Annotated in this window: 35 protein-coding genes; 17 read left to right on the plus strand and 18 right to left on the minus strand. The window is 48.8% G+C overall.

Features of this window, described 5'->3' with window-relative positions:
- From ACM5QY_RS18765 to ACM5QY_RS18800, 8 genes are all read right to left on the minus strand, one after another.
- Positions 1-486, minus strand: a complete 486-nt coding sequence (locus tag ACM5QY_RS18765; RefSeq protein WP_416122184.1) for a terminase — start codon at positions 484-486, stop codon at positions 1-3.
- A gap of 137 nt (positions 487-623) precedes the next feature.
- Entirely contained in the window at positions 624-824 is a 201-nt protein-coding gene (locus ACM5QY_RS18770; RefSeq protein ID WP_416122185.1) for a hypothetical protein, read from the minus strand.
- Positions 824-1174 (minus strand): HNH endonuclease signature motif containing protein, encoded by a 351-nt coding sequence (locus ACM5QY_RS18775; RefSeq protein WP_416122186.1) that lies wholly within the window; start codon positions 1172-1174, stop codon positions 824-826. The genes ACM5QY_RS18770 and ACM5QY_RS18775 overlap by 1 nt, the downstream gene beginning before the upstream one ends.
- Positions 1174-1371 (minus strand): hypothetical protein, encoded by a 198-nt coding sequence (locus ACM5QY_RS18780; RefSeq protein ID WP_416122187.1) that lies wholly within the window; start codon positions 1369-1371, stop codon positions 1174-1176. The genes ACM5QY_RS18775 and ACM5QY_RS18780 overlap by 1 nt, the downstream gene beginning before the upstream one ends.
- A gap of 10 nt (positions 1372-1381) precedes the next feature.
- Positions 1382-1987, minus strand: a complete 606-nt coding sequence (locus ACM5QY_RS18785) for a hypothetical protein (RefSeq protein ID WP_416122930.1) — start codon at positions 1985-1987, stop codon at positions 1382-1384.
- Complete coding sequence (locus tag ACM5QY_RS18790; protein WP_416122188.1) at positions 1969-3423, minus strand: glycosyltransferase family 2 protein; 1455 nt, start codon at positions 3421-3423, stop codon at positions 1969-1971. The genes ACM5QY_RS18785 and ACM5QY_RS18790 overlap by 19 nt, the downstream gene beginning before the upstream one ends.
- A 60-nt stretch (positions 3424-3483) precedes the next feature.
- The gene (locus tag ACM5QY_RS18795; protein ID WP_416122189.1) at positions 3484-3750 is read right to left on the minus strand and encodes a hypothetical protein; all 267 of its coding nucleotides are present in this window, start codon (positions 3748-3750) and stop codon (positions 3484-3486) included.
- A 107-nt stretch (positions 3751-3857) separates the two neighbouring features.
- The gene (locus ACM5QY_RS18800) at positions 3858-4331 is read right to left on the minus strand and encodes an Ig-like domain-containing protein (protein WP_416122190.1); all 474 of its coding nucleotides are present in this window, start codon (positions 4329-4331) and stop codon (positions 3858-3860) included.
- A gap of 192 nt (positions 4332-4523) precedes the next feature.
- On the opposite strand from ACM5QY_RS18800, the gene ACM5QY_RS18805 reads away from it, so the two are divergent.
- Entirely contained in the window at positions 4524-4733 is a 210-nt protein-coding gene (locus ACM5QY_RS18805) for a hypothetical protein (protein WP_416122191.1), read from the plus strand.
- A 17-nt stretch (positions 4734-4750) separates the two neighbouring features.
- On the opposite strand, the gene ACM5QY_RS18810 is transcribed toward ACM5QY_RS18805, so the two are convergent.
- Genes ACM5QY_RS18810 through ACM5QY_RS18820 form a run of 3 tightly spaced genes read right to left on the minus strand, consistent with a single transcriptional unit; the run spans position 4751 to position 6115 of the window.
- Positions 4751-5281 carry a hypothetical protein gene (locus tag ACM5QY_RS18810; RefSeq protein WP_416122192.1) on the minus strand — a complete coding sequence of 177 codons (531 nt, stop codon included), beginning with the start codon at positions 5279-5281 and terminating at the stop codon, positions 4751-4753.
- On the minus strand, positions 5278-5808 hold the full coding sequence (locus ACM5QY_RS18815) for a lysozyme (protein ID WP_416122193.1): 531 nt from the start codon (positions 5806-5808) through the stop codon (positions 5278-5280). The genes ACM5QY_RS18810 and ACM5QY_RS18815 overlap by 4 nt, the downstream gene beginning before the upstream one ends.
- A gap of 1 nt (position 5809) precedes the next feature.
- Positions 5810-6115 (minus strand): hypothetical protein, encoded by a 306-nt coding sequence (locus tag ACM5QY_RS18820; protein WP_416122194.1) that lies wholly within the window; start codon positions 6113-6115, stop codon positions 5810-5812.
- Positions 6116-6298: 183 nt separating this feature from the next.
- On the opposite strand from ACM5QY_RS18820, the gene ACM5QY_RS18825 reads away from it, so the two are divergent.
- Positions 6299-6898, plus strand: a complete 600-nt coding sequence (locus ACM5QY_RS18825) for a helix-turn-helix domain-containing protein (RefSeq protein ID WP_416122195.1) — start codon at positions 6299-6301, stop codon at positions 6896-6898.
- A gap of 154 nt (positions 6899-7052) precedes the next feature.
- Here the strand turns inward: ACM5QY_RS18825 and ACM5QY_RS18830 are convergent, their stop codons facing one another.
- From ACM5QY_RS18830 to ACM5QY_RS18855, 6 genes are read right to left on the minus strand one after another with little or no spacing between them, the layout of a single operon-like run.
- Positions 7053-7835 carry an antitermination protein Q gene (locus tag ACM5QY_RS18830; protein ID WP_416122196.1) on the minus strand — a complete coding sequence of 261 codons (783 nt, stop codon included), beginning with the start codon at positions 7833-7835 and terminating at the stop codon, positions 7053-7055.
- Between the two features lie 17 nt (positions 7836-7852).
- Positions 7853-9199: a replicative DNA helicase gene (locus ACM5QY_RS18835; RefSeq protein WP_416122197.1), complete on the minus strand. Its 1347-nt coding sequence runs from the start codon at positions 9197-9199 to the stop codon at positions 7853-7855.
- Positions 9196-10077: an ATP-binding protein gene (locus ACM5QY_RS18840; protein WP_416122198.1), complete on the minus strand. Its 882-nt coding sequence runs from the start codon at positions 10075-10077 to the stop codon at positions 9196-9198. Before ACM5QY_RS18840 ends, ACM5QY_RS18835 begins: the two co-directional genes overlap by 4 nt.
- 8 nt (positions 10078-10085) lie before the next feature.
- Positions 10086-10892, minus strand: a complete 807-nt coding sequence (locus ACM5QY_RS18845) for a helix-turn-helix domain-containing protein (protein ID WP_416122199.1) — start codon at positions 10890-10892, stop codon at positions 10086-10088.
- Positions 10889-11713, minus strand: coding sequence for a BRO-N domain-containing protein (locus ACM5QY_RS18850; RefSeq protein ID WP_416122200.1), 825 nt, complete (start codon positions 11711-11713; stop codon positions 10889-10891). Before ACM5QY_RS18850 ends, ACM5QY_RS18845 begins: the two co-directional genes overlap by 4 nt.
- Positions 11714-11742: 29 nt before the next feature.
- On the minus strand, positions 11743-11949 hold the full coding sequence (locus tag ACM5QY_RS18855) for a helix-turn-helix domain-containing protein (RefSeq protein WP_095921510.1): 207 nt from the start codon (positions 11947-11949) through the stop codon (positions 11743-11745).
- A gap of 110 nt (positions 11950-12059) precedes the next feature.
- On the opposite strand from ACM5QY_RS18855, the gene ACM5QY_RS18860 reads away from it, so the two are divergent.
- The 12 genes from ACM5QY_RS18860 (at position 12060) to ACM5QY_RS18915 (ending at position 16493) form a co-directional block, all read left to right on the plus strand.
- Positions 12060-12692: a LexA family protein gene (locus ACM5QY_RS18860; RefSeq protein WP_416122201.1), complete on the plus strand. Its 633-nt coding sequence runs from the start codon at positions 12060-12062 to the stop codon at positions 12690-12692.
- Between the two features lie 242 nt (positions 12693-12934).
- Positions 12935-13261 carry a hypothetical protein gene (locus tag ACM5QY_RS18865; RefSeq protein WP_416122202.1) on the plus strand — a complete coding sequence of 109 codons (327 nt, stop codon included), beginning with the start codon at positions 12935-12937 and terminating at the stop codon, positions 13259-13261.
- Positions 13258-13566, plus strand: a complete 309-nt coding sequence (locus ACM5QY_RS18870) for a hypothetical protein (RefSeq protein WP_416122203.1) — start codon at positions 13258-13260, stop codon at positions 13564-13566. Before ACM5QY_RS18865 ends, ACM5QY_RS18870 begins: the two co-directional genes overlap by 4 nt.
- Positions 13550-13834: a host cell division inhibitor Icd-like protein gene (locus ACM5QY_RS18875; RefSeq protein ID WP_416122204.1), complete on the plus strand. Its 285-nt coding sequence runs from the start codon at positions 13550-13552 to the stop codon at positions 13832-13834. The genes ACM5QY_RS18870 and ACM5QY_RS18875 overlap by 17 nt, the downstream gene beginning before the upstream one ends.
- Positions 13827-13997 carry a hypothetical protein gene (locus ACM5QY_RS18880; RefSeq protein WP_416122205.1) on the plus strand — a complete coding sequence of 57 codons (171 nt, stop codon included), beginning with the start codon at positions 13827-13829 and terminating at the stop codon, positions 13995-13997. The genes ACM5QY_RS18875 and ACM5QY_RS18880 overlap by 8 nt, the downstream gene beginning before the upstream one ends.
- The gene (locus ACM5QY_RS18885; RefSeq protein ID WP_416122206.1) at positions 13987-14193 is read left to right on the plus strand and encodes a hypothetical protein; all 207 of its coding nucleotides are present in this window, start codon (positions 13987-13989) and stop codon (positions 14191-14193) included. The genes ACM5QY_RS18880 and ACM5QY_RS18885 overlap by 11 nt, the downstream gene beginning before the upstream one ends.
- On the plus strand, positions 14190-14546 hold the full coding sequence (locus tag ACM5QY_RS18890; RefSeq protein ID WP_416122207.1) for a S24 family peptidase: 357 nt from the start codon (positions 14190-14192) through the stop codon (positions 14544-14546). The genes ACM5QY_RS18885 and ACM5QY_RS18890 overlap by 4 nt, the downstream gene beginning before the upstream one ends.
- 109 nt (positions 14547-14655) lie before the next feature.
- Positions 14656-15036, plus strand: a complete 381-nt coding sequence (locus ACM5QY_RS18895) for a hypothetical protein (protein WP_416122208.1) — start codon at positions 14656-14658, stop codon at positions 15034-15036.
- 9 nt (positions 15037-15045) lie between these two features.
- Complete coding sequence (locus tag ACM5QY_RS18900; RefSeq protein WP_416122209.1) at positions 15046-15432, plus strand: hypothetical protein; 387 nt, start codon at positions 15046-15048, stop codon at positions 15430-15432.
- A gap of 8 nt (positions 15433-15440) precedes the next feature.
- Positions 15441-15755 carry a hypothetical protein gene (locus ACM5QY_RS18905; RefSeq protein WP_416122210.1) on the plus strand — a complete coding sequence of 105 codons (315 nt, stop codon included), beginning with the start codon at positions 15441-15443 and terminating at the stop codon, positions 15753-15755.
- Positions 15756-15864: 109 nt separating this feature from the next.
- Positions 15865-16233, plus strand: a complete 369-nt coding sequence (locus ACM5QY_RS18910; RefSeq protein ID WP_416122211.1) for a hypothetical protein — start codon at positions 15865-15867, stop codon at positions 16231-16233.
- Positions 16233-16493, plus strand: a complete 261-nt coding sequence (locus ACM5QY_RS18915) for a hypothetical protein (RefSeq protein ID WP_416122212.1) — start codon at positions 16233-16235, stop codon at positions 16491-16493. Before ACM5QY_RS18910 ends, ACM5QY_RS18915 begins: the two co-directional genes overlap by 1 nt.
- 215 nt (positions 16494-16708) lie before the next feature.
- Here ACM5QY_RS18915 and ACM5QY_RS18920 read toward each other — a convergent pair whose 3' ends face one another.
- Positions 16709-17899 (minus strand): tyrosine-type recombinase/integrase, encoded by a 1191-nt coding sequence (locus tag ACM5QY_RS18920; protein WP_416122213.1) that lies wholly within the window; start codon positions 17897-17899, stop codon positions 16709-16711.
- Positions 17900-18072: 173 nt separating this feature from the next.
- Here ACM5QY_RS18920 and sapC point away from each other — a divergent pair, with 173 nt between their 5' ends.
- The 3 genes from sapC to sapF are packed head-to-tail and all read left to right on the plus strand — an operon-like array spanning position 18073 to position 20764.
- Positions 18073-18963: a putrescine export ABC transporter permease SapC gene (gene sapC / locus ACM5QY_RS18925; protein ID WP_416122214.1), complete on the plus strand. Its 891-nt coding sequence runs from the start codon at positions 18073-18075 to the stop codon at positions 18961-18963.
- Entirely contained in the window at positions 18963-19955 is a 993-nt protein-coding gene (gene sapD, locus ACM5QY_RS18930) for a putrescine export ABC transporter ATP-binding protein SapD (protein WP_416122215.1), read from the plus strand. The genes sapC and sapD overlap by 1 nt, the downstream gene beginning before the upstream one ends.
- On the plus strand, positions 19955-20764 hold the full coding sequence (sapF, locus tag ACM5QY_RS18935) for a putrescine export ABC transporter ATP-binding protein SapF (RefSeq protein ID WP_416122216.1): 810 nt from the start codon (positions 19955-19957) through the stop codon (positions 20762-20764). Before sapD ends, sapF begins: the two co-directional genes overlap by 1 nt.
- Positions 20765-21006: the final 242 nt, after the last annotated feature.

A 21006-nucleotide genomic window follows, 5' to 3' on the forward strand; every position in this document is an offset into this window, starting at 1 on the left:
TTATCCGTGTTTGGGGAAGGCGATCAGGTTGTTGTCATCTTCTTTGTGTTGTTGAGTGGTCTTTCTCGCACTCTGATCGTTCTGATTCCGTTTTTTCTGATCGCGACTCTCACCATTAGTGGCGTGCGAATGAATCTGAAGGTCCCGGCGTTGTGCCAGAATCGTGCGTTGAAGTTCCACAATTTGCTTGCGGTAGTCTTTGATTAACCCCTCATCACGCCCTTCACCGCGCATGCGTTCTTCCTTGCGCAAATCCTTACGCAAAACGGTGATATAGAGCTGATTATTTGCGAGTTCTGCTGCGACCAGAAGGTCAGCTGGTGTCCAGCTGTCCAGAGCCTTTGATCTGATATTGTCATGCCAAAATGGTTCGGCTTTTTTCTCCAAACCCGCATGTGCTGGGGGCTGGATGGTGTCCACTGTTGCATTTTGCATGGCTTGAATTGCCGCCGACGAACTGTCGGAACGGGTTCTTTTTTCTGCCATATGTCAACACCTTAAAACTAAAAAAATCGGGTTAGCGTTAAAATAAAACTTTGGCAGCGGTCTTCAGGGGCAAACGTTTTGAAGATTTACCCTCCCCCGCCCAGATGAGAACGAATATCATTGCAAATGCAATCATTTCATTTTGTGACCATTTCAATATCACCGACCTGAAACTCTGCACCTATGAGGCCAAAGGCAACTGTTGCCTCTCCTTCTGGGTAGTCGCGCAACACATCGCGGAGTCTCTTCTCTGCCTCCTTCACTTTCACCTGGCTTTCTTCAGGCAGTGAGGCAATCAGGCCTTTGAACATCAACACGGTTTGCTGGTCTTGAGTCATTACTTGCTCCAGTGCGAGTTAGGGTCAAGAGGATAGCCATTAGCATCGCAACCGATGACGGCTCCGCTCTTCTCCATTCTCTGCTTGGTTGAATCGTGATGGGCTTTGCACAGCGGCTGCCAGTTTTTTTTATCCCAGAACAGCTTCTGCGCCTTCGCTATTGCCAGCGGATTACCTGACTGAATTGCATCGCTCAGCTTATGGGGTTCGATATGGTCAACGACTGTCGCGGCCACTATGCGGTGTTGCTCCTGGCACATACTGCACAGAGGGTGATCCTGAAGAAATGACAGCCGGGCTTTGTTCCACCTACTGCCGTATACCCGAGGTTCTTTCATTCCGTCTCGCATTAATCCAGATGAATGATGATTGGGTTCTCAGCCTGCTGCTCCTTGAGGTAGAAGTTGGCAGTGATATATGGCAACTTGCTCGGTTCGGTGCTTATATTCGTATCGACCTGCTGCTCAAGAAGCTCGCCATCAACAGCCAGACCAAACCCGATGAATTGTCCTGTCCGATACAGCTTGGCTAATTGGATATGTTTCATGTTGCCTCACTTATGGTTGGTGGGTCATTGCAAGACGCCAAGCACGCCGACGCTCGTTCCTTGGTTCGTTATCGTGATGCCGTTCGACTGTGACACCATCTGCATGATCCACCAGCGAGTAACACGGATAGATGACCTTTCCGCCCAGCGCATCACCGACTGCATAGTCAGCTGCCTTGGTACGGTTCCAGTTCTGCATGATGCGGGTTAGTCCGCTGACCGGCGGGCTGTAGCAGACTCCATGAATCAGGCGGTCCATCGTGATGTAATCACCACGGCGCCTATCGGCATCAATCAGGCTGGCCGCTATCTGCTGCTGATACTGTGGGGGGCGGCCGGTACCCAAATAGAAACTGATGAGGTTATCGGGGAACCGGGTCACCCATTCACGTACTGAATCAGTGAAGCCAGGCAACAGAAGCGCATCATCTTCCAGTATCACTACGCGGCATGCCTGCTGGTCGGCCCACTCGATAGCGCGGCGGTGATTCCAGTTGGCGCCATTGTCCCCTTCATCCATCAGCAGGTGAGCATCAAGCAGGTGCGCAAGTTGGCAGGCCTGATGCCGCCGGGAATGATGGCCGACCACCACAACCTTTATTTGTGCTTCCACCAGGCATGCTCCTTCCCGATTCCATCTGTTTTGAATACCGTATGCACCAGAGGACCAGTAACAATGCGGTCGCCAAACTCTTTTGCAGCAACACCGAAAGCGCCCATTTCAACAACGGTTGCCGGTGCTGTTTCGGTTTTCCAAAAGCGATGGCTTTCTATCCAGTAATAGAGGCGGATCATCCGGTGAACAAATGCCATTACGTCCTCACGCAAGCCACCTAACAAACCCGAGTTTAGTAAGGTGCAGTTACGGTTTTCATGAAGGAACTCGGCATAAAATTTACCGTGATGATTATCATGCATCCATTTTTCGGCATACGTTCTCGGTTCAGAACCGACATAGACAGTGCCTGGCTTCATGTCTTCCCAAGGTGCCCGAAGCATTTCTACATCGGTACCATCGGTGAACCACACAAAGTGATATTCCTGATGCGCTCGAAGATACTGATACAGATGAAGCCAGCGACTGAAATACGGACTCATACCAGCGTCACACACCCTGACAATTTCAGTACCTGCAGGTGGGTTTATAAGCTCATCTGCCAGAACAACCGCTTTGGCATCTTTAATGGAGTTTGCCCACTTCTGAAGAACCTGTTCATCAGCTTTCATTCTGCTGCCACGCTGAGGGTCAACCTGCGCGGTAATGAGGCTTGTTATCACCACGTTGGTTTTGCGGCGGTACTCTGAATAACCGCTGTAATCTGAATCCCGACGAGATTCAAAAATTTTTCGATTGTGCTTTTCCAGTGCATCCCGGTCTGCGGGAGGGATTGATCGAGCAACGGCGCAGTGTTCATCCAATGAGTGAATCAGTTTTTCAGAGCTGACTACATCAGCAAAAGCCCATGAAGACAGATCGGCGTTATTAATTCGCATTGCCAGATCGCCATGCTCATACATGCCACGTCCATAGATTTGATCAAACCCGCCGACCCGTTCTATTGCTGAACGATGGTAGTACAGCATTACCCCGCGCTGCCCTGTGTATGCGATATGCCTTTCATCCCTAAACAGGATTGCCAGGTCTTTAATTTTTTGAGGACCAGCCAGATCAAGAAACTGATATGACAGATGAGGCTCAGGTGAATCGACGTATGGAACGTGCCAGTTATCGCTGATCGGATAGGCGTCATCGTCCCACAGGAACAAGTGCTCACACCCCGCATCAATCAGCGCCTCGAGGCTCCGGTTCTTTGAAGCAACGATCCCGAGTGATTTCTCATGCCTGATTATTTCAATACCGGCAGCGATAGCTGCTGGCGCGGAACCATCATCAATCACGATCAATTTAGCGCCAGCCGGGAAGTGCTTCAGATGCTGCTCAATCGTCTTTGCCAGAACTGCTGGCCGGTTGTGTGTAGTTATGGCAATTCCAATCCGAGAACCTGAATTGCACGCAGGCGCATACGGGACACCATCAATAGTGACCTGCATAGTTGCTCCAATAAAAAAGCCACCAGCAAATGCCAGTGGCGAGATAAGAATTAAAACGAATTACTTAGTTAGTATTACGTACTCAGAAATTAACTCTGCTTTTTGCGAATATTCCTCTGCTAAGCGTTCAAGTTCACTAGCAGGTAGCTTTCCGGTTTGTGAGCTTTTGATATAAGCAGCAATCTCTGATTCGTGCAGAAGAGCGTCTGGATTTTGGGCAATAATCTCTTTTACTGCCCGAAAGAATATTTCCAAGTCGATAGAATGCCCTGTATGCCAAGTAGAGCGTACAAGCCATTTATCTAAAGCATTAATACCTTTCAACATAAAACCTCCTGTTTGTGTGGGGTAACATTCTCCTACAAAAGGGTTATCTCAAAAATGTTTTTTTGCATTATCACAGGCACTCAGTGAATGCCTGTGATAATGCCAACTTAGACCAGGAATTTATTTTTCAGGGCGACCAGATCGGCCTCTGCGTCTTTACCGAGAACCTCGATACCGTGCTCGATGAATGCAACCACGTTAAAGAAATCTACTTTCAAGGCTTCCAGTGGGGATAAAACAACAGGCACAGCATCCGCTGCTGGCGCTGGTTCTGCTACATCAATCACTGGTGCGGGAACTGCGACAAAGTAAACCTGAATGCTGGCCGTGGTGCCGTCAGCGGCTGTTGCTGTTAACGTCGAAGCGCCAACGGTCGAGCTGACCAGGCTCACAATGATCTGACCATTTGCGTCAGTCAGTGCGCTGGTTGGGGTGACGGTTGCGCCATTATCCGCAGTAAAACTCACCACAGCGCCGGGCTGAATTGTATCGGCATTATCGGTCAGAGTTACCTGAACGGTGTTTGCAGCCGCGCCATTGGCCAGCATGCTGGTGATAATCGAAACGAGTGCTAATTTCACGGTATTTTCCTTAGGTTGTGATTCAGTCGGTTCGACTGAGTGGAAGTAGATGCTTTTCAGCCATGCAAAAAAACGCTTAATCATCTGTCTGGCCCCTTGAGCCTCATTAGGCATCTAAATATTTCTTGAAGTCGCTATGAGTGTGCGCATAGAGTAAATCGCCTTTTCATTTATATGTTCAGGAAGTCACTCATGAAAAAAGTCACAGCTACAAGCCTCCAAGAAGCAGAAAATCACCTTTCCACCGGGGAAAAAATTGAAGTTGAATTGGCTTTCAATATTTCAACGGACGAGTTTTTCACCATTGCAACAGACTGGTGTGAGCGAGGAGCTAAAATCAAAAAGGGTGAGAAATTCTTCACCATTTACATCAAAGATTTTTTCATTCCTCCCAATGATTAAACTCTCACACCTGCTAATCATTTCTGTCTGACCTCCTCTGCCTGTTTGATGCCGTCGAGTTGGTTGTTTAGCTGGTCAATCGCCGTAAGCAACGGGTCAATCCAGTAAACAGCCTGCCCGTACGTCAATCTGCAGCCGGTGGAAGTGGCGGCGCTACTTTTTGCAGCAGGCTGGCCGGTATCGGGGTGCATTGCGCTGGCACGTAGACTGTTTGTGTACTCGAGCAGGCGGTCAGCAACAGAAGAATCAACACACTTGCCGCTGGCCGGGTCATTTTTGATAATTGTTCGGTATTCAACTTCTCTCTCCTGGCTCTTTCCGACGATTTGCACCGCATACAGCTGCGCGGCGCCGGCAATCTGATTTGCACGCTGGAAATTAAACTCCTGGGTTGAAATGGTTTCAGACTGGAGCGCGTTATCAGACTGAAGCTGACTCACCTGCCCTTTTGCCTCTACGGATTTTCCGTAAAAATGAAATGCCAAAAATATCATCAGCGAGATAAAACCGGCTGCGAATGCAGTCAAGGCAACTCGGAGCCAGTTCATTGTCCGATCCCCCAGCATGTCAGTTCGCTTTCCTGATCACGCCTGATGACCTGACCCGCACAGTTATTCGAGCGAATTCGGCAGTCTTTCCCGCCGTCCCAGATCCAGCGTTTAATCTCTGCACACGCACCGAGGCGATCACCGGCGTTAATTTTGCGGTAGAACGTCGAGGGGAAGCATTTAGCCGGGCCGATGTTCCAGGGACAGAATGACGCAATCCCAACTTTCTGGGGTGCGGTCAGCGGGATATGAATATTTTTCTCAACCCATGCCAGCGCTTTGGCCTGCTCGGTTTTGTCGATGGTGTCGCACTGGGTTCGAGTTAATTTCAAACCTTTTACGACCGGCCTGCCATAAACACGGGTGACTCCACCACAGATTGTCCAGACACCGCCTTGATCCGCGTAAGCTGTGAGGCTTGTGCCTTCTTTCTCTTGCTGAAACTGATCCATCAGAGTGGGCGCAGAAGCGCCAGCAGCTATCAGTGCCAACATTGCCGCGCTGAGTTTGGTTTTGATATTTGCCATGTCAGACTTCCGCTTTTGAAAGCGCCTCACTGATCACCTTTGCTGCAGCGGGTGTCTCATGGGCGGGTTTTGCGCGTGCATCATCAAGGTAATCGCTGACGATTTTTGTGCGCTTTTCATTTTCTTTTCGTGCCTTGCGGGCGTCCAGGCGACCACTGACATACGACGCAAAGGAAATGATCACACCGATGAGGCCAAACAGCATGTAAACCATGTCTTGAGTGGTGAAACCGCAGGCGGCCGCTATCGCAGCGAACCACGCAAAGAACTGCGTGACGATGTTTCCTGAGCTTTGGTCCATTTTCATTGTTCTCCCCCTCCGGTCAGCCGGTTGGGTAAGTGGTAATAGGAGCAATAAAAAAAGCCGCTTAATTGGCGGCTAGAACAGAGTGAATTGAGTCACATTGTGAAGAATTAAAGTGTTGGGTGCTATTCAAGGAGGAGGTTTGATAATATTTCCTAAAGTTAACTGATATTCCCAAGGCCTCACATGAACATAGAAGAAATTAGAAGATCAAATCTCCAACAACTAATCGATGAGTTTTATGATGGAAAGCAAGTAAAACTGGCTGAGGCTTTAGGTATACGCCCCAATTACATATCTCGCCTTTTAAGCCGTTCATCGGAAAAGAAAATTGGAGGTAGTTTCTGCCGAAAGTTGGAAAGTATATCTGGCAAGCCCATAAACTGGATGGACAACCCACACGGGACAGAAAAGATACTTGCCAGGGAAAATAAAGATCTGTGTGTAAGGGTGGTTTCAGAAAATATTGCTAACTTGATGTCAAAAACTCCGGCGTTTTCTACAGAGGCTAAGTTAGCCCGCGCCGCTGAAGTCAGTCAATCTACTATTCATAGAATAATTAACATGGAAACTAGCGCATCAATAAGCAACATATCTTCAATTGCTCGCGCCTTTGGCCTTTCTCCATTTGAACTCTTGTTAGACCGCAACGATCCGAGAGCGTTATTAATTGATTTCAATAAATATTCATTGCTTTCAGAGGAAGAAAAGAAGGGTATTAGCATTTTTATCGAATTTGTACTGTCTCAATCATATGCATCTTCGGTCGATAAGAATAAAAACTGAACCTTCTAAAGTACAAAACCCCGCCGAAGCGAGGTTTCATTTGATTCTTCTTAGCGCTCATCTACAGAAACGCCCATGATTTAGAGAAATTACGCCAAGTTCGGACAAAACGCAAGACTTAATATGAAATATGTCTTTATGATCCCCGATCACGCTATCTGCTGGTGATTTTCTGGAATACAGCGTCGGCGTGGTTCTCTTCCTGCTCACATTTGGTCACCAGCGATTCATACAGCGGCCGCCAGTTGCGATTCCATGTTCTTTCCTGCAACTCCGGCAGCAGCGCCATAATCGCTTTGAAGGCCGTTGTGCCGGGTGTCCGTTTGAATCCCCTGCCCGCGCACCGATCACAAGTCTTATCGACAGGCACTCCGAGAAGGTTTGATTTTTCCAGGTCACGCACGCGGCCGGTACCATTACAGCGGCAGCGATGCGAAATCGTCCCCTTTCCGTGGCAGGACTGGCAGAGCACTTTCACCGCTTGGGTTTCAGTTACCTCTGGAATCTTCATCTCACCATCAGCCCCAATGTAACCGGCATATTTCACAACTTCGCGTTCTACCATCAGGAACCCAGCGCCAGCACAATCTGTGCAGGTACTCACGCTCCCCGCTGATTTGCAATATTCTGCGTAGGCCATCTTCGCGAGTATCACCATGCATTGTGCCATCCGGCGGCCCGCTGCTTTACCGACGTGCTTACCGGCGTTCTTCATGGCGTAGACAGAAAGCCGTTCAATGGTGCGCTGACCGTCCTCTTTGCTGATGCCATTTTTACCAAGGAAAGCGCCCATACCGAAAGATGCCTGAGATTCTGCCATGCCCAAACAGGCGGCGAGGTCTGGTCCCGTCAGAGAATCTGAGGCTGTCGCTGGCGGCACGTTGGTGAACGTTTGGGTTTTAGGGTTGAACTGCTTCAGTGCGTTTTCGAGTTTCATCGGATTCCCCTAAATTATTAGCGCTTTGAATAACGGCGTGATAGTACTTCGACCTGCTGACGGCAACGGTTCGCCGCTTCGGCCTGATCGATTGGCAGGAAATGCCCATATTTGAACTGACGGTAAACAGTTCCCAGTGGGCCGTTACGGTTTTTGGTCACGTTGATTTCTGCGAGCCCTTTCGCCGGACTGTTCTCGTCGTACACCTCATCGCGGTAAAGCATCATGATCAGGTCTGCATCAGCCTCAATGCTTCCTGAGTCCTTCAGGTCGGCATTTACTGGCCGTTTGTTTGTGCGCTGTTCTACTCCGCGTGATAACTGACTGAGCGCAACAACCGGACGTCTGATCCGTTTCGCCAGCGCCTTGAGTCCGCGCGAAACTTCACCCACTGCAATATCGTGCCGCTGGCTGCTTGAGAGTTCGATAAGTCCGAGGTAATCAACAAAGATGATCGCAAGCTCTGGGTGTTCCAATGCGTGGCGTTCTGCTGCTTCAGCGATTTGGTTCACGTCTAATGTACTGGCGTCATCAATCCAAATCGGGCGTCCAGTCATGCTTTGAATGCCCATTCCGATCCGCGCCCAGTCTTCGTCATGTAATGCACGTGGAGATTTCAATTTCGAGGTTGAGAATCCCCCCGCGCCAGCAACCTGACGCTCAGCAATCTGGGCGCCTGACATTTCCATGCTGAAAAATAATGCGCCGCTACCCTGCTCAGTTATTTTGTCGATAAGGTTTAACGCAAACTCGGTTTTCCCCATCGACGGTCTGGCAGCCAGCAGGATGAGGTCTGTTAAATCAAAACCACCTGTAAGCTGATCCAGTTCCTCAATCCCGGTGAGAATGGTGCGGCTTTCTTCGCGCCCTTCCATTCTGGATTCAAGCTTTTCTGCCATTCCTGACAGCAGTTCGTCGATGTGAACCGGTGCACGGCTGTCATCGCTGAAACTCAGACGCTGGATGCCACTTTGTAGAAGCTTTATCACTGCCATTTTTTCATCGGCATTACGGGCAGAATCGAACTTATCCAAAGCGCCAGTCATCATTGTCTCAGCGTCGCGCAGGAAGTGATTACGCTTGACCATCTCGGCGTAGTGCTTCAGACCAGCTGCGGCCCAAGCTAAGCCTGTCGCCGCGACCGTTAGCGCTTCATAGCCATCACCCAGCGCGTCAGCCACCAGGAAGGGATCTGTATTCTTCCCGTCTAAGGACTGGCGCTTGATTTCTAAATAGATTTCGCGGTACTGCCGGATCGAGAAAGCATCCGCAGGCAGCAAACCAAATACCTCAAAAACTGTCGCGTCGAGCTGGCGCAGCAGCAATCCGCCGATTACAGCTTGTTCGGCTTCTTCGTAGGTCATGCTTTCACTCCAGACTGGCGATAACTCTCCCAGTTGAACGCCAGCACCGAACCGCCGCCTTCGCTCATTCTGTCGGTCAGTCGCTCGCCGATAGATTCTGACAACTGGGACATGGTCAGATTGCTAATCAGAATGGTCGGAAGCATGTTTTCGTAACGATCATTGATAATCTGGAACAAAATGATTTTTTCAGCATCAGACCCGTATTGCACTCCTACCTCATCGATGATCAGCAGCCCCAGCGAAGCGTAATAGTCGATAACGTCACTCTCAGTACGTTCTGAATTCTTACCCCAAGTGCTCTTCACAGCGCGGATAATGCGCATAACATCAGTCAGGCGGACTGACTCCTGATGCTGGCGGATAACTTCCTTCGCCAATGCCACGGCCAGATGATTTTTACCGGTACCGCATTTGCCAATCAGGATCAGGCCGGTCCCCTTTTTAGAAAGCTCTGGGAAGGATTTCGCGTAGCTCTGGCAGGCGTTTAAATTAGTTCTGGCCGCCTTGTTGACCACTTCGTAGTTGCTGAATTCGCAGTGCTGAAAACGCGGGGCAATACCTGCATCATCCATCATGCGTTCAACCTGCAACTGTTTCTGCTCGTTTTTTACAGACTCAATTTCAGCAGCAACGCAGGCCGGACAGCGTGATTCCACTGTGTGAATTCGCCCGCGCACTTCCTGAGACAGGATGGTCTGGTTAAATTCGCCGTGATGTTCACACGCCACAGTTTTTTGCTCGCGACCGATGTACCAACGATTATCAATGGAGATAACACCATTGGAGAGTTCAAGTGCCGAATCCAGCTCACGCAGGCGTGCGGACAAGTCGTTAAATTTGGTTTGGTACTGGCTTGGGAAGTAAAAATTGCTCATGTGCACTCCTAAAAATTGATCTGTGAATCGCCGTAATCAAGGTTATCAAAGCCGCTGTGGGTATCTGTCCGACCAGCACGTAGCGACTGACCGGCAACAATCCATGTATTTTCGAATTCACGGGCTTTGCCAAAGAACCGCTGCCCCTGCATCACGTACGTTGTCCCAGTCTGCCCCTTGGACTGACAGAAGGTGGCATAGCGGATCACGCCTGCCAGCATTGCCTCGGGCTCAACGCCTTCACGTTTTCTGGCATTCCATGCGCTATAGGCGGAGTTTTTGGGATTGCTGCCTTCTCGGGCCGGATATGCCTTCCACGCCTTTTCGAATTCTTCTGGATAAGCGTCTTTATTTTTCTTGGCAGGTGGTTCATCGCCAGATGCACCAAGTGTTTTAGATTCAATGACTGGTTCATTGACTGATTCAAAAGAGTGACTGATTCTGGGTGAATCTCCTGCACTACCCCTTAGTGAATCTCCTGCACCATATGGTGAACGTGCTGCACTATGTGGTGAATCTCCTGCACTATCCCCTAGTGAATCTCCTGCACCATCTAAAGTCAGGTAATAGAGATTGCTGGAATTCCCTTTTACACCGGGACGCAGTTCTTTTTTCAGCAGACCAAGTTCGCAAAGGGAGTCGATGTGATTGATGACAGAACGGCGGCTTATCTCACACTGATCGGCGATGTGCTGAAGACTCGGCCAGCATTCGCCTTTGTCACTGGCGTTATCAGCCAGCTTAAGCAGAACGAGCTTGCGCAGCGGGTTACCGACCCTGATTTTCATTGCCTGAACCATCAGCCCCATACTCATGCGGCACCTGCCAAATCGGTATCGTGGGAATATTTGCCGTCCCAGCTTTTTTTCATGGGCAGGTTGCCCTTGAGGTAATGGCGATAAAGCCAAACGGCTCCCTTACGCAACAGGATAGGCTTCCATGTATCGAAGCTTTCCGTATCACAAGGATCCACGCGGTTGTGTCTTTCGCGAAGGTACAAATCACGGGCGTAGGACTTAACGCGCCAGCTGGCATGACGTGAATCCGGGCGTTCGTCGTAAAGCCATTCGTTCTTTTCCAGGAAGGCATTAATCTGGCTGACATTGACGCCATTAAGCTGCTTACAGAACTGGAAGGGAGTCATGCCCGGCTGAAACAGATTTTCCAGATGAGAAATGTATTTGGCCTGACGCTGGACATAGCCTTCTGAAATGCGACGCTGTTCGCGTTCATCGGCCCACGCGCGCGCCGCGGCTACCTCATCAGAAAAATCAGGCATTGCCGAAACTGGCTCCAGACCATAAGAACCTGTGGCACGAATGGATGGCAGTACATCGGCGGTGATCCAGCGCTTGAAACGTTTTGCCTGTGGTTTGCGGCTTTTGAGAATCAGTGTGTATAAACCGGATTCATTGACCAACATTGGTTTGCGCCCCGAACCGGAATACTGTTCCTGTTCGCATTTATCTTCGTCATCAACTGCCAGTAGCGCTTTATGGGTATGGGAAAGTCCCAACGCTTCGCAGACATCCACCGCGAAAAACCACGGAGAACTATCTATCAGCACCGTGCGCACCGATGCCAGCAATTCACCCGCATCAGATTTGAAGTCGAAAGTTTTGATTGCACTATTCATCACAGAATTCCTACTGATTTTCGTCTGAACTAGGCATGGTCTTTGATGCCGTTTAAAAGCCAGTGCGGCGAACAGTTAAGAGCCTCTGATATTTCAAGGAGATGGCGGGGGCGATGAGATGTCCCTGCCTCAATCCTCTGAATTGTCTGTTGTTTAATTCCGGCCATAATTGCCAGTTGCTTTTGCGTCAGCCCCAACTTCAATCGCCGTTCTTTCAAGCGGTTCGAAATAGTCATGTAACAATCTCCATATACAACGTTTGTAGTATTTGAGTACACATTTAGTTGTTTGTCAATTACAATGATTGTTGTATGCTGTTTGGGACAAATTTATGTGGGGTGTGAAAATGCAATTGGCAGACAGGATCAAGAAGCGTCGGCTGGAACTGGGACTGACTCAAGTTGAGTTAGCCGAACTTACTGGTACAACCCAGCAAGGAATAGTGTCCGTTGAATCAGGAAGAACCAAAAGGCCACGCTACCTACATGAATTAGCCAAGGCACTTCAGTGCGATCCTGAGTACCTAATTTCTGGTAGAGAAGCTGGAAATGTTTCCTTTGCCGGAAGCTATGTCCCTGGTCAGCGATACCCAGTTTTGAGTAAGGTTCAGGCTGGTTGCTGGAACGAAGCTATTGAAGCCTATACACTGAAAGACATAGATTTATGGTTGGAATCCGATGCACATATCCAAGGTGCTGCCTTCTGGCTTGAAGTAGATGGTGATTCGATGACAGCCCCAGTTGGCTTGAGCATTCCTGAAGGTACGTTTGTCTTATTTGATACTGGCCGAGATCCTGCTAACGGAAATTTGGTTATTGCGAAACTAACTGATTCTAACGAAGCTACATTCAAAAAATTGATAATCGACGGTGGTCAACGCTATCTTAAAGGCCTTAACCCGGCATGGCCTTTAGTACCAATCAACGGGAACTGTAAGATCATTGGTGTAGCTGTAGAAACGAAATTGCGACTCCTTTAAAACTGAGTTTGCAGTAAAACTAAAACATAAGCTCCCTATCTGGGGGCTTTTTTATTGGTTATTTTCCAGCCATTCAAGCTAATAAATCCCTAGACCGCGCCATAAAACACCTCTCTTTGAAATTAATTAATGTTTAAATACAATGAATTATATTAATTACAACAAATAAAACTACTTTCGTGGTTTACATAATACAACGAAATGAGTATTCTCATTTCAACGGCATGAAACGGAGCGTAGATATGGCACATCAAGTTTATGACTTAATAGAATGCGATTCTTTTTCACTTCGCATTTCAGCTGGTGAATACCAGTCATTTATGGTGGTCGATAATAAAAAATTATTTCATCATTTCCGAAAAACTAACGAGGACTTCAAATACAGATTAGTAACACACCTGTGCTTTGATTCTCCTATCTTCGCAATTTATAAGAAAGCGGGTGATTTTGAGATACTTGTCTGCGCTTTTTCAGAAGCAAAAGAAATAAATAGTGAAGCTAAAGAAATTATCAAAAACTCTGAAAAACTCAGAAAGTCATTCCAGGGTCTTATGGAGTATTCAAAATGATAAATATTGCAGACCTGATTATTGATACTGATGAAAAAAAACTAACAACTTCTGAGTATCAAAAAATAGCAAACAATGCTGCTGCTGGAATTGATTATGTACTTTGCGGGATGAAATCAATTGGCTCCCTGATGTTTTGGGCGGCTGGCAACAGTGATTACGACGGCCAAATGGTAAAAGTTGATATGCAGAATTTAGGAATGCTGATTGAAGCCAACGCTAAGTTCTTAGAAAGAATGCTCGAAGTCGAATCCAGTGCCTTGTACAACCTGAAAGAAGGAAATAAAGATGATAACGAACAGTAATTATTCAGCTCTGGGTTCAACGCCCGTTAAAGCCCAGAGCCTGACCTTAAAACAAACCTGCACCAGCGGATTAGTTAATAAGGCTGATGCTGATATTAGCACAAGTGTATTTCTTTTTGCATCGGTTAAGCGTTCTGATTCAAAGGCAAAACCTGTCATGATCCGTATCGTGGCATGTTCTGAGCATGAAGCACGTCGCGAACTGGTGCAGAAATATGTTATTTCGCTTGCTGCTCGCCTACCAGTAAATGAGGTGCATCATGGCTAACATCGACCCGATTGACGCTGCCGATGCACTGGCAAAAATAGAAGCCCTGGCAACAGCAGCAGGTTATTTAGATACAAACAAAGAGCAACTGTCTTTGATGCTTGGGATTCTCGATGTTATTTCACAAACAGCCGCGGCGGGGCAAAAGAAAAATGTCGCGTGATATCACTTTAGAGCAAGCCGCGGAACGCGCATCACAAGCGGAAGTTATCCTCATGATTTTGGAGTGTTACCCGCATAAATTAGAAGACAGTGAGTTATTGGCGATTGTTTCTTTATTGAAACGCCTTACAGGTAATGTTGCGGCATGGTTGATTGAGGAGCAGGCTGATTTAATAAAGAAGGAGTATAAAAAATGACGCCAAATTCTTCTGTGCAGGTAGCGCCTAATATTAACATGGTTACTAATTTTCCTAGCGACTCGCAAGGGCGATTAATAGCAACGATGCCTGACGACACAATGGACGGAGAAATAGAATGTCGGGCTACTATTATTATCGATAATCAACCACGAAAATACTTAGAGGATGGAATATTTGCGTTCTTCGCTGACGGAATATTCATGGTTAAGCGCCTTCAATTTTTACCTGATGGAATTTTGGTTCTTCCCAATAATAAACATTATCTAGATTGGAAAATTGAACCTTCAGGAGATTGTAATCTCGTGATTATTGGTCGAGTAGTACTCAGCCTGTCAGAAAGAAAACACTGATATTAGGTAACACCGGATACGCAAAGCGACATAAGTAAATACGAAATTTAATTACAGCCTAACGGTCGGGGAAATCCGCATCCTAAAGGCCAGCATCGGAGTATTTGCGATGAGTATTAACGAAAAAATATCACCACAGCAAAAGATTGAAAGGTATCGCCAGCGCCAGGCAGCTGCGCGTTATGAAGCGATGATCCAGAAAACCGGGAGCAACTGCGTTCTGGTCAATCTGCCCGACGGAACTTTAGCGACAGTTGAGTTAAGTCAGCAATCCCTACTGGACGCCCTCAAATATTTCGAAGGCGTGGCTTATGGCGAATATAGCAGGGCTGAGGCCGAAGAACTAATCATCCAGCTCTACAGCAACAATTTAACCAAACACGGCGACAAGCTCACCGAAGCTGGAAACGCATTCATGAACGACCTGATCAAACAGACCGTGATGATGGCGAAAGAGCAAGGCCTTGGCGGCGAACAAACGATCCATTAAGGAGACGCAATGAAACTGGTACCAAAACAACAACGTGCGATTGATGAATCTTTCAAAACAGTGCAATCACCTGTCTTTGTCGTGACCCGTCACGGCTGGCGTAAGCGCTGCCTGAGCCGTAGCGCAGCACTTAACAACCTTGCGCATTACATGGTGACAAAGACGTTTCGCCGCTCGGGCTGGCCTACGCATGAAGAGGACACACCAGTTATGCGCGATGGTGTTCTGATCCACCAGATGGGTGAACACACCGCTTCATATTTCGCTGCTCATTACCGCTGCATACGCCGTATTCGTTTGCTATTGGCTCACAAACGGGCAATCGCAAAGTGGCAAGAGAAGCATGAAGAAATTAAACAGCAGTACGCCGAACTGCTCAGCAACAAGCCTTTTTAAGGAGAAAGATGATGAATTCCAATGCGAGGACCCCGGCGCAACGCCGGGATATCAAGGCGCTTCATGAAAGAGCTTTAGTTCAAGTGGCTGACGCTTATCTCTTTCACTTAATTAGCATGCATCGTCGCCCCGTCTATCGCCATCGGTTTGGCGACATTTTCCTGAGTCAGCCCTCAATAATCGGGTTCTTGGACTCCCACTTGGAGGATTCTGGTCGTAATACGGAGCAACGATTGAACTGGTATGTGCACATCCTGGATTTTGACGCGATGTTAGCTGAAAAAAAGGCGGGTTTATTCATTGGGGGAACCTGCCAACATTGAAGCAAAGAGGGATCCGGTGGATTGATTGCTGCTTCGACCAGTTGGGCGACATGGTTCAAGAATTGGGATGGGAAGCTGCGATGAAACTCTGCAAGCAGGAGGGCAGACGATGAAAAATCCACACGTAAAATTTGAAGAACTCATTACCATCGCAGACCATCTTGCGGCGCTGATTAATGCTGAAGATTCGATCATCGATATAGAGCGCCAACTGAAGGCTGCTATCGATAATGATTCTGGATGGCGTAACCGCGCAAATCATGCACTTGCATCATGGAAAGGCACGCGTCGTAGCATTACGGCTCGACTTGCCCTTCTACGTCAGCGCGAGAAAGAGTCCAAAGAGAAAGGCAGAGATGCTCATACAGAGTTCCTGATTGAAGAAATGAAGCGCTACTTCCCACGTGCGGCATTTATGGCGTGTGACCATCGGGCAAAGCTGAGAGTAGAGGCTCTGAAATCGGAGGATCCTAATTGATGCCAACGCTGCGCAGGCTATCAAAATCGAAACTGGTTGATGTCAACGATACCCTGATTCAGGCGACTGTGAAAATTGATGACGGTTGCGACTGGACAGCCTGGAACGCGTGGAAAATGCGCGAGAAGTATCGAATGCGCACCGGCATTTATGAACCAGAACCGGCGCGGCCACGAGTAGCGCCGGTGAAGATTGAGCCAATTAAAAAACCCCGGAAACGGGGTTATCGGGTAGTCCAGAAAGCAATAGGAGCTGTATAAGATGAATGACTTCAACACCAATAATGCAGCCTCTGATGAAATCATGCTGACCAGCGATGTTCTGGCTCGTTATAAAATATCGCGTAGCACTCTTTACTTCTGGAGCACGCCAGCTCGAATGCCAGCCAGTTTCCAGCGCCCCTTTCCGCTACCAACTATTGGCGGCAGTCCGAAGCGCTGGAGAAAATCTGAGTTGCTGAAGTGGGAAGATGAAGTTAATGCGGCGTTAGTGGTTGACCAACAACCTTCTCCAAGTGCTCAAGCCAAACCTTCAGCCACTGATGTTGATCTGGCAAATAGTCGTGAAGGTTATAACGAGCCATAACGCCCCCCATCTGGTGGCCGAGTAGTTTCTCGATAACGTGGGGCGGCGCGCCAAGTTCTGATAGGCGTGTCGCAACCGTTCTCCTTAAATCATGAAGAGACCAATTCTTCATGCCTGTCTTTTTGATCACCTGCGCAGAGTAAGCTGCAACTCTTGGTTGTGATGGCGGCTTATCTTCTCGGTTTTTAAAATGAGGTGGCGTCAGGACATGCTTAGTGACTGACCAGTTTTGATACTGTTTCAACAGGAAAATAGCACTGTCCGGCAAAGCCCGGCGAACGGTTTTACCTGTTTTATAATCGTCAGCAGGGATCGTCCAAGTCTTTTCTTTGTAGTCGAACCATTCCCATTTAGCTGTTCTTATCTCAGTGGTCCTGCAGCCTGTCATTAAAAGAAAACGAATAACTAACTGCTGCGATGCGGGCATTCCTTCCAGTGCATACCAGAGAACCTTGATTTCATCATCTGATAGTTTTCTGTCTTTCATCGCCGCCGTTAAACCTACGTCAGAACGCTTCAACGATTCAAGCGGGTTGCTCTCTATAACATCCCGGTTCGAGCAAAATCGGAAAGCCCTCTGCATTAAACCCAGCACATCACCTGTCACAACTCGTCTTCCCATCTGATCAAACAAACTGAGCCAGTGTGATTTGGTTGTCTGATTGACTATCATATTTCCAAGGGCAGGTTTGACATGGTTCTCGAAATTTTGGCGATTTACCTTTATTTTAACAATCCCTTCCGGTTTACAGTAATAGGTCTCCCAATAGGTAAATGCCTCTTCCACAGTGAGAGCTTCGGTTTTTTGTTGTCTCTCCAACTTAACCTGGCGGCGGGGATCGTAACCTTCAGTAATCCAAGCGCGAAATTGCTGTCTACGTTCCCTTGCCTGTGACAGTGTTATAGAAGGATAATCACCTATGCTTAGCTGTACGGGCTTATCATCCCAGCGGTAGCGATAAAAGAAGGTTATTGCCCCGGAAATTGAAAGCCTGACGTTCAGTCCATGCGCATCAGAAATTACCTCTACTTTGTCTCGGCGCTTTCCAAGTGACTTTCTTAGTTTGGTATCTGTAAGCAATGTGTACACTCCTTTTCATATACACAAGAGTGTACACAAAAGTCATAAATTGAAGCCACATAAACTAAAGCATGATAAAGCAGAACAAAGCATGAATGCGATTTAAGGCAATGAAATGATTAATGAAAAAAAATCAAAGCAAACCACAATCAAAAGAACTCAAGTAGAAGCATATGCCCTTCGATAACGTATACCGTGAAAAACAGGTTCCCAGCCCGCTGCGTCATACGTGGGGGATTTTCTATCGCGATACGCTGTCGATGATCGGCTTCTACGGTGTACTGGGGTTGCTGTTCCTGTGCGTTTTCGGGCATCTGCTGGCACCGTATGCGCTCGACCAGCAATTCCTCGGTTATCAGTTGCTGCCGCCGTCGTGGTCGCGCTACGGGAATGTGTCGTTCTTCCTCGGTACTGACGATTTGGGCCGTGATTTACTCAGCAGGATGTTAACCGGCGCAGCACCGACTATCGGTGGCGCACTGGTGATTACCCTCGCGGCGTCGTTGTGCGGCGTGGTTATCGGCGTGCTGGCGGGCATTACGCGCGGGCTGAAATCGGCGATCCTGAACCATATTCTCGACACGCTGCTGTCCATCCCTTCCCTGCTGCTGGCGATTGTGGTCGTGGCATTTATTGGCCCGAAACTTGAGCACGCCATGCTGGCCGTCTGGCTGGCGTTGTTGCCACGTATTTCCCGTACGATTTACAGCGCCGTGCATGACGAACTGGAAAAAGAGTACGTGGTGGCCGTGCGTCTGGACGGGGCATCCACATGGCAAATTCTGCGTTATGCCGTGCTGCCAAATATTGTGGCGGTCCTGGCGACTGAGTTTACCCGCGCGTTGTCGATGGCCATTCTGGATATCGCCGCGTTAGGTTTTCTCGATTTAGGCGCGCAGCTTCCGTCACCGGAGTGGGGAGCGATGCTCGGCGATTCTCTGGAACTGGTGTACGTTGCGCCCTGGACGGTGATGCTGCCGGGTGCCGCAATCCTTATCAGCGTGCTGCTCATCAATCTGCTGGGCGATGGTGTGCGTCGGGCGATTAATGCAGGGGTGGAATAATGCCGTTACTTGATATCCGTAACCTGACAATCGAATTTATGACCGCCGACGGGCCGGTGAAAGCCGTTGACCGCGTTAGTATTACGCTCAATGCCGGTGAAGTTCGCGGGCTGGTGGGCGAATCCGGTTCAGGTAAAAGCCTGATTGCCAAAGCTATCTGCGGCGTCACCAAAGACAATTGGCGCGTTACCGCTGACCGGATGCGTTTTGATGATATTGATCTGCTGACGCTGACCCCGCGTGAACGCCGCAAGCTGGTCGGCCAGAACGTATCGATGATTTTTCAGGAGCCGCAATCCTGTCTGGACCCGTCAGAAAATATTGGTCGTCAGCTGATTCAGGCCATTCCCGGCTGGACGTATAAAGGCCGCTGGTATCAGCGCTGGAAATGGCGAAAAAAACGCGCCATTGAGCTGCTGCACCGCGTCGGGATTAAAGATCATAAAGACATTATGGCCAGCTATCCGTATGAGCTGACCGAAGGCGAATGTCAGAAAGTGATGATTGCCATCGCGCTGGCCAATCAGCCGCGCCTGCTGATTGCGGATGAGCCGACCAACGCCATGGAGCCCACCACGCAGGCGCAGATTTTCCGCCTTCTGGCGCGGCTCAATCAAAACAATAACACCACCATTTTGCTCATCAGCCATGACCTGCAAATGATGAGTAAATGGGCCAACCGGATTAACGTGCTGTATTGCGGGCAAACCGTCGAAAGTGCGGTTTGCGAAGACTTGCTGGCCGCGCCGCATCATCCTTATACGCAGGCGCTGATCCGCGCGATGCCGGACTTTGGCCGTTCGCTGCCACATAAAAGCCGCCTGAATACGCTGCCGGGTGCAATTCCTTCACTGGAACATTTGCCGATTGGCTGTCGTCTGGGGCCCCGCTGCCCTTACGCACAGAAAAAATGCATTGAAACGCCGCGCCTTCGTCTGGCAAAAACTCACGCGTTTGCCTGCCACTTCCCGCTGAACATGGAGGAGCAATAATGGGCGAGACCTTGCTTGAAGTCCGCAACCTGAGCAAAACGTTCCGTTACCGCACCGGCCTGTTCCGTAAAATGGATCTTGATGCCGTGAAACCTGTCAGTTTCACGTTGCGTGAAAAACAAACGCTGGCAATTATCGGTGAGAACGGTTCGGGTAAATCCACGCTGGCGAAAATGCTGTCGGGAATGATAGAGCCAAGCGGCGGGGAGATTCTGATTGATGATCATCCGCTGGAATTTCGCGATTACCGCTTCCGCAGCCAGCAGATCCGCATGATTTTTCAGGATCCGAGTACGTCTCTGAATCCGCGCCAGCGTATTGGTCAGTTGCTTGAAGCCCCGCTGCGCCTGAATGGCGAGATGGATGCCCAGCAACGCGAGCAGCGTATCAACCAGACATTACGGCTGGTGGGCATGTTGCCGGATCACGCGTTTTATTACCCGCATATGCTGGCCTCCGGGCAAAAGCAGCGCGTCGCGTTAGCGCGTGCCCTGATTCTGCAACCGAAAGTGATTGTTGCCGATGAAGCGCTGGCTTCGCTCGATATGTCCATGCGCTCGCAAATCATCAACATGATGCTCGAGTTGCAGGAAAAACAGGGCATTTCCTACATTTACGTGACTCAGCATTTGGGCATGATGAAGCACATAAGCGATCAGGTGCTGGTGATGCACGAAGGCGAAGTGGTTGAGCGCGGAAACACGGCTGAAGTTCTCGCCGCACCGCTGCATGATCTCACCAAAAGGCTGATCTCCAGTCATTTTGGCGAGGCTTTAACCGCTGACGCCTGGCGTCGCGACGGTAACTGATTTAGAAATCCCGGAACCTGTCTGGCATGAAAACCGGCATCAGTAACCTGAGCCGGTTTTTTTATGGCTGTAATTACGCCAAATGTCGATAAAACGTCTGTCTAAATCCGTTCAGCTGGAATATTCACGGTCTTCTATTCCATTTCGCTATGATTTATCACTTAACATTATTTTATCTCGACAACAGTATCAGCAAGGATAGGGTCTGAAAATTTGCCTGAGTAACAGGCTTGAAGCAAAGG

The sequence above is a fragment of the Rahnella sp. PCH160 genome, from assembly GCF_047784855.1.
Taxonomy (GTDB): Bacteria; Pseudomonadota; Gammaproteobacteria; order Enterobacterales; family Enterobacteriaceae; genus Rahnella.

Excerpts from the sequence above, each read along its gene's own strand:
- ACM5QY_RS18765 (WP_416122184.1), bottom strand. The coding sequence starts at position 486 with ATGGCAGAAAAAAGAACCCGTTCCGACAGTTCGTCGGCGGCAATTCAA.
- ACM5QY_RS18770 (WP_416122185.1), bottom strand. The coding sequence starts at position 824 with ATGACTCAAGACCAGCAAACCGTGTTGATGTTCAAAGGCCTGATTGCC.
- ACM5QY_RS18775 (WP_416122186.1), bottom strand. The coding sequence starts at position 1,174 with ATGCGAGACGGAATGAAAGAACCTCGGGTATACGGCAGTAGGTGGAAC.
- ACM5QY_RS18780 (WP_416122187.1), bottom strand. The coding sequence starts at position 1,371 with ATGAAACATATCCAATTAGCCAAGCTGTATCGGACAGGACAATTCATC.
- ACM5QY_RS18790 (WP_416122188.1), bottom strand. The coding sequence starts at position 3,423 with ATGCAGGTCACTATTGATGGTGTCCCGTATGCGCCTGCGTGCAATTCA.
- ACM5QY_RS18795 (WP_416122189.1), bottom strand. The coding sequence starts at position 3,750 with ATGTTGAAAGGTATTAATGCTTTAGATAAATGGCTTGTACGCTCTACT.
- ACM5QY_RS18805 (WP_416122191.1), top strand. The coding sequence starts at position 4,524 with ATGAAAAAAGTCACAGCTACAAGCCTCCAAGAAGCAGAAAATCACCTT.
- ACM5QY_RS18810 (WP_416122192.1), bottom strand. The coding sequence starts at position 5,281 with ATGAACTGGCTCCGAGTTGCCTTGACTGCATTCGCAGCCGGTTTTATC.
- ACM5QY_RS18815 (WP_416122193.1), bottom strand. The coding sequence starts at position 5,808 with ATGGCAAATATCAAAACCAAACTCAGCGCGGCAATGTTGGCACTGATA.
- ACM5QY_RS18820 (WP_416122194.1), bottom strand. The coding sequence starts at position 6,115 with ATGAAAATGGACCAAAGCTCAGGAAACATCGTCACGCAGTTCTTTGCG.
- ACM5QY_RS18825 (WP_416122195.1), top strand. The coding sequence starts at position 6,299 with ATGAACATAGAAGAAATTAGAAGATCAAATCTCCAACAACTAATCGAT.
- ACM5QY_RS18830 (WP_416122196.1), bottom strand. The coding sequence starts at position 7,835 with ATGAAACTCGAAAACGCACTGAAGCAGTTCAACCCTAAAACCCAAACG.
- ACM5QY_RS18835 (WP_416122197.1), bottom strand. The coding sequence starts at position 9,199 with ATGACCTACGAAGAAGCCGAACAAGCTGTAATCGGCGGATTGCTGCTG.
- ACM5QY_RS18840 (WP_416122198.1), bottom strand. The coding sequence starts at position 10,077 with ATGAGCAATTTTTACTTCCCAAGCCAGTACCAAACCAAATTTAACGAC.
- ACM5QY_RS18845 (WP_416122199.1), bottom strand. The coding sequence starts at position 10,892 with ATGAGTATGGGGCTGATGGTTCAGGCAATGAAAATCAGGGTCGGTAAC.
- ACM5QY_RS18850 (WP_416122200.1), bottom strand. The coding sequence starts at position 11,713 with ATGAATAGTGCAATCAAAACTTTCGACTTCAAATCTGATGCGGGTGAA.
- ACM5QY_RS18855 (WP_095921510.1), bottom strand. The coding sequence starts at position 11,949 with ATGACTATTTCGAACCGCTTGAAAGAACGGCGATTGAAGTTGGGGCTG.
- ACM5QY_RS18860 (WP_416122201.1), top strand. The coding sequence starts at position 12,060 with ATGCAATTGGCAGACAGGATCAAGAAGCGTCGGCTGGAACTGGGACTG.
- ACM5QY_RS18865 (WP_416122202.1), top strand. The coding sequence starts at position 12,935 with ATGGCACATCAAGTTTATGACTTAATAGAATGCGATTCTTTTTCACTT.
- ACM5QY_RS18870 (WP_416122203.1), top strand. The coding sequence starts at position 13,258 with ATGATAAATATTGCAGACCTGATTATTGATACTGATGAAAAAAAACTA.
- ACM5QY_RS18875 (WP_416122204.1), top strand. The coding sequence starts at position 13,550 with ATGATAACGAACAGTAATTATTCAGCTCTGGGTTCAACGCCCGTTAAA.
- ACM5QY_RS18880 (WP_416122205.1), top strand. The coding sequence starts at position 13,827 with ATGGCTAACATCGACCCGATTGACGCTGCCGATGCACTGGCAAAAATA.
- ACM5QY_RS18885 (WP_416122206.1), top strand. The coding sequence starts at position 13,987 with ATGTCGCGTGATATCACTTTAGAGCAAGCCGCGGAACGCGCATCACAA.
- ACM5QY_RS18890 (WP_416122207.1), top strand. The coding sequence starts at position 14,190 with ATGACGCCAAATTCTTCTGTGCAGGTAGCGCCTAATATTAACATGGTT.
- ACM5QY_RS18895 (WP_416122208.1), top strand. The coding sequence starts at position 14,656 with ATGAGTATTAACGAAAAAATATCACCACAGCAAAAGATTGAAAGGTAT.
- ACM5QY_RS18900 (WP_416122209.1), top strand. The coding sequence starts at position 15,046 with ATGAAACTGGTACCAAAACAACAACGTGCGATTGATGAATCTTTCAAA.
- ACM5QY_RS18905 (WP_416122210.1), top strand. The coding sequence starts at position 15,441 with ATGATGAATTCCAATGCGAGGACCCCGGCGCAACGCCGGGATATCAAG.
- ACM5QY_RS18910 (WP_416122211.1), top strand. The coding sequence starts at position 15,865 with ATGAAAAATCCACACGTAAAATTTGAAGAACTCATTACCATCGCAGAC.
- ACM5QY_RS18915 (WP_416122212.1), top strand. The coding sequence starts at position 16,233 with ATGCCAACGCTGCGCAGGCTATCAAAATCGAAACTGGTTGATGTCAAC.
- sapC (WP_416122214.1), top strand. The coding sequence starts at position 18,073 with ATGCCCTTCGATAACGTATACCGTGAAAAACAGGTTCCCAGCCCGCTG.
- sapD (WP_416122215.1), top strand. The coding sequence starts at position 18,963 with ATGCCGTTACTTGATATCCGTAACCTGACAATCGAATTTATGACCGCC.
- sapF (WP_416122216.1), top strand. The coding sequence starts at position 19,955 with ATGGGCGAGACCTTGCTTGAAGTCCGCAACCTGAGCAAAACGTTCCGT.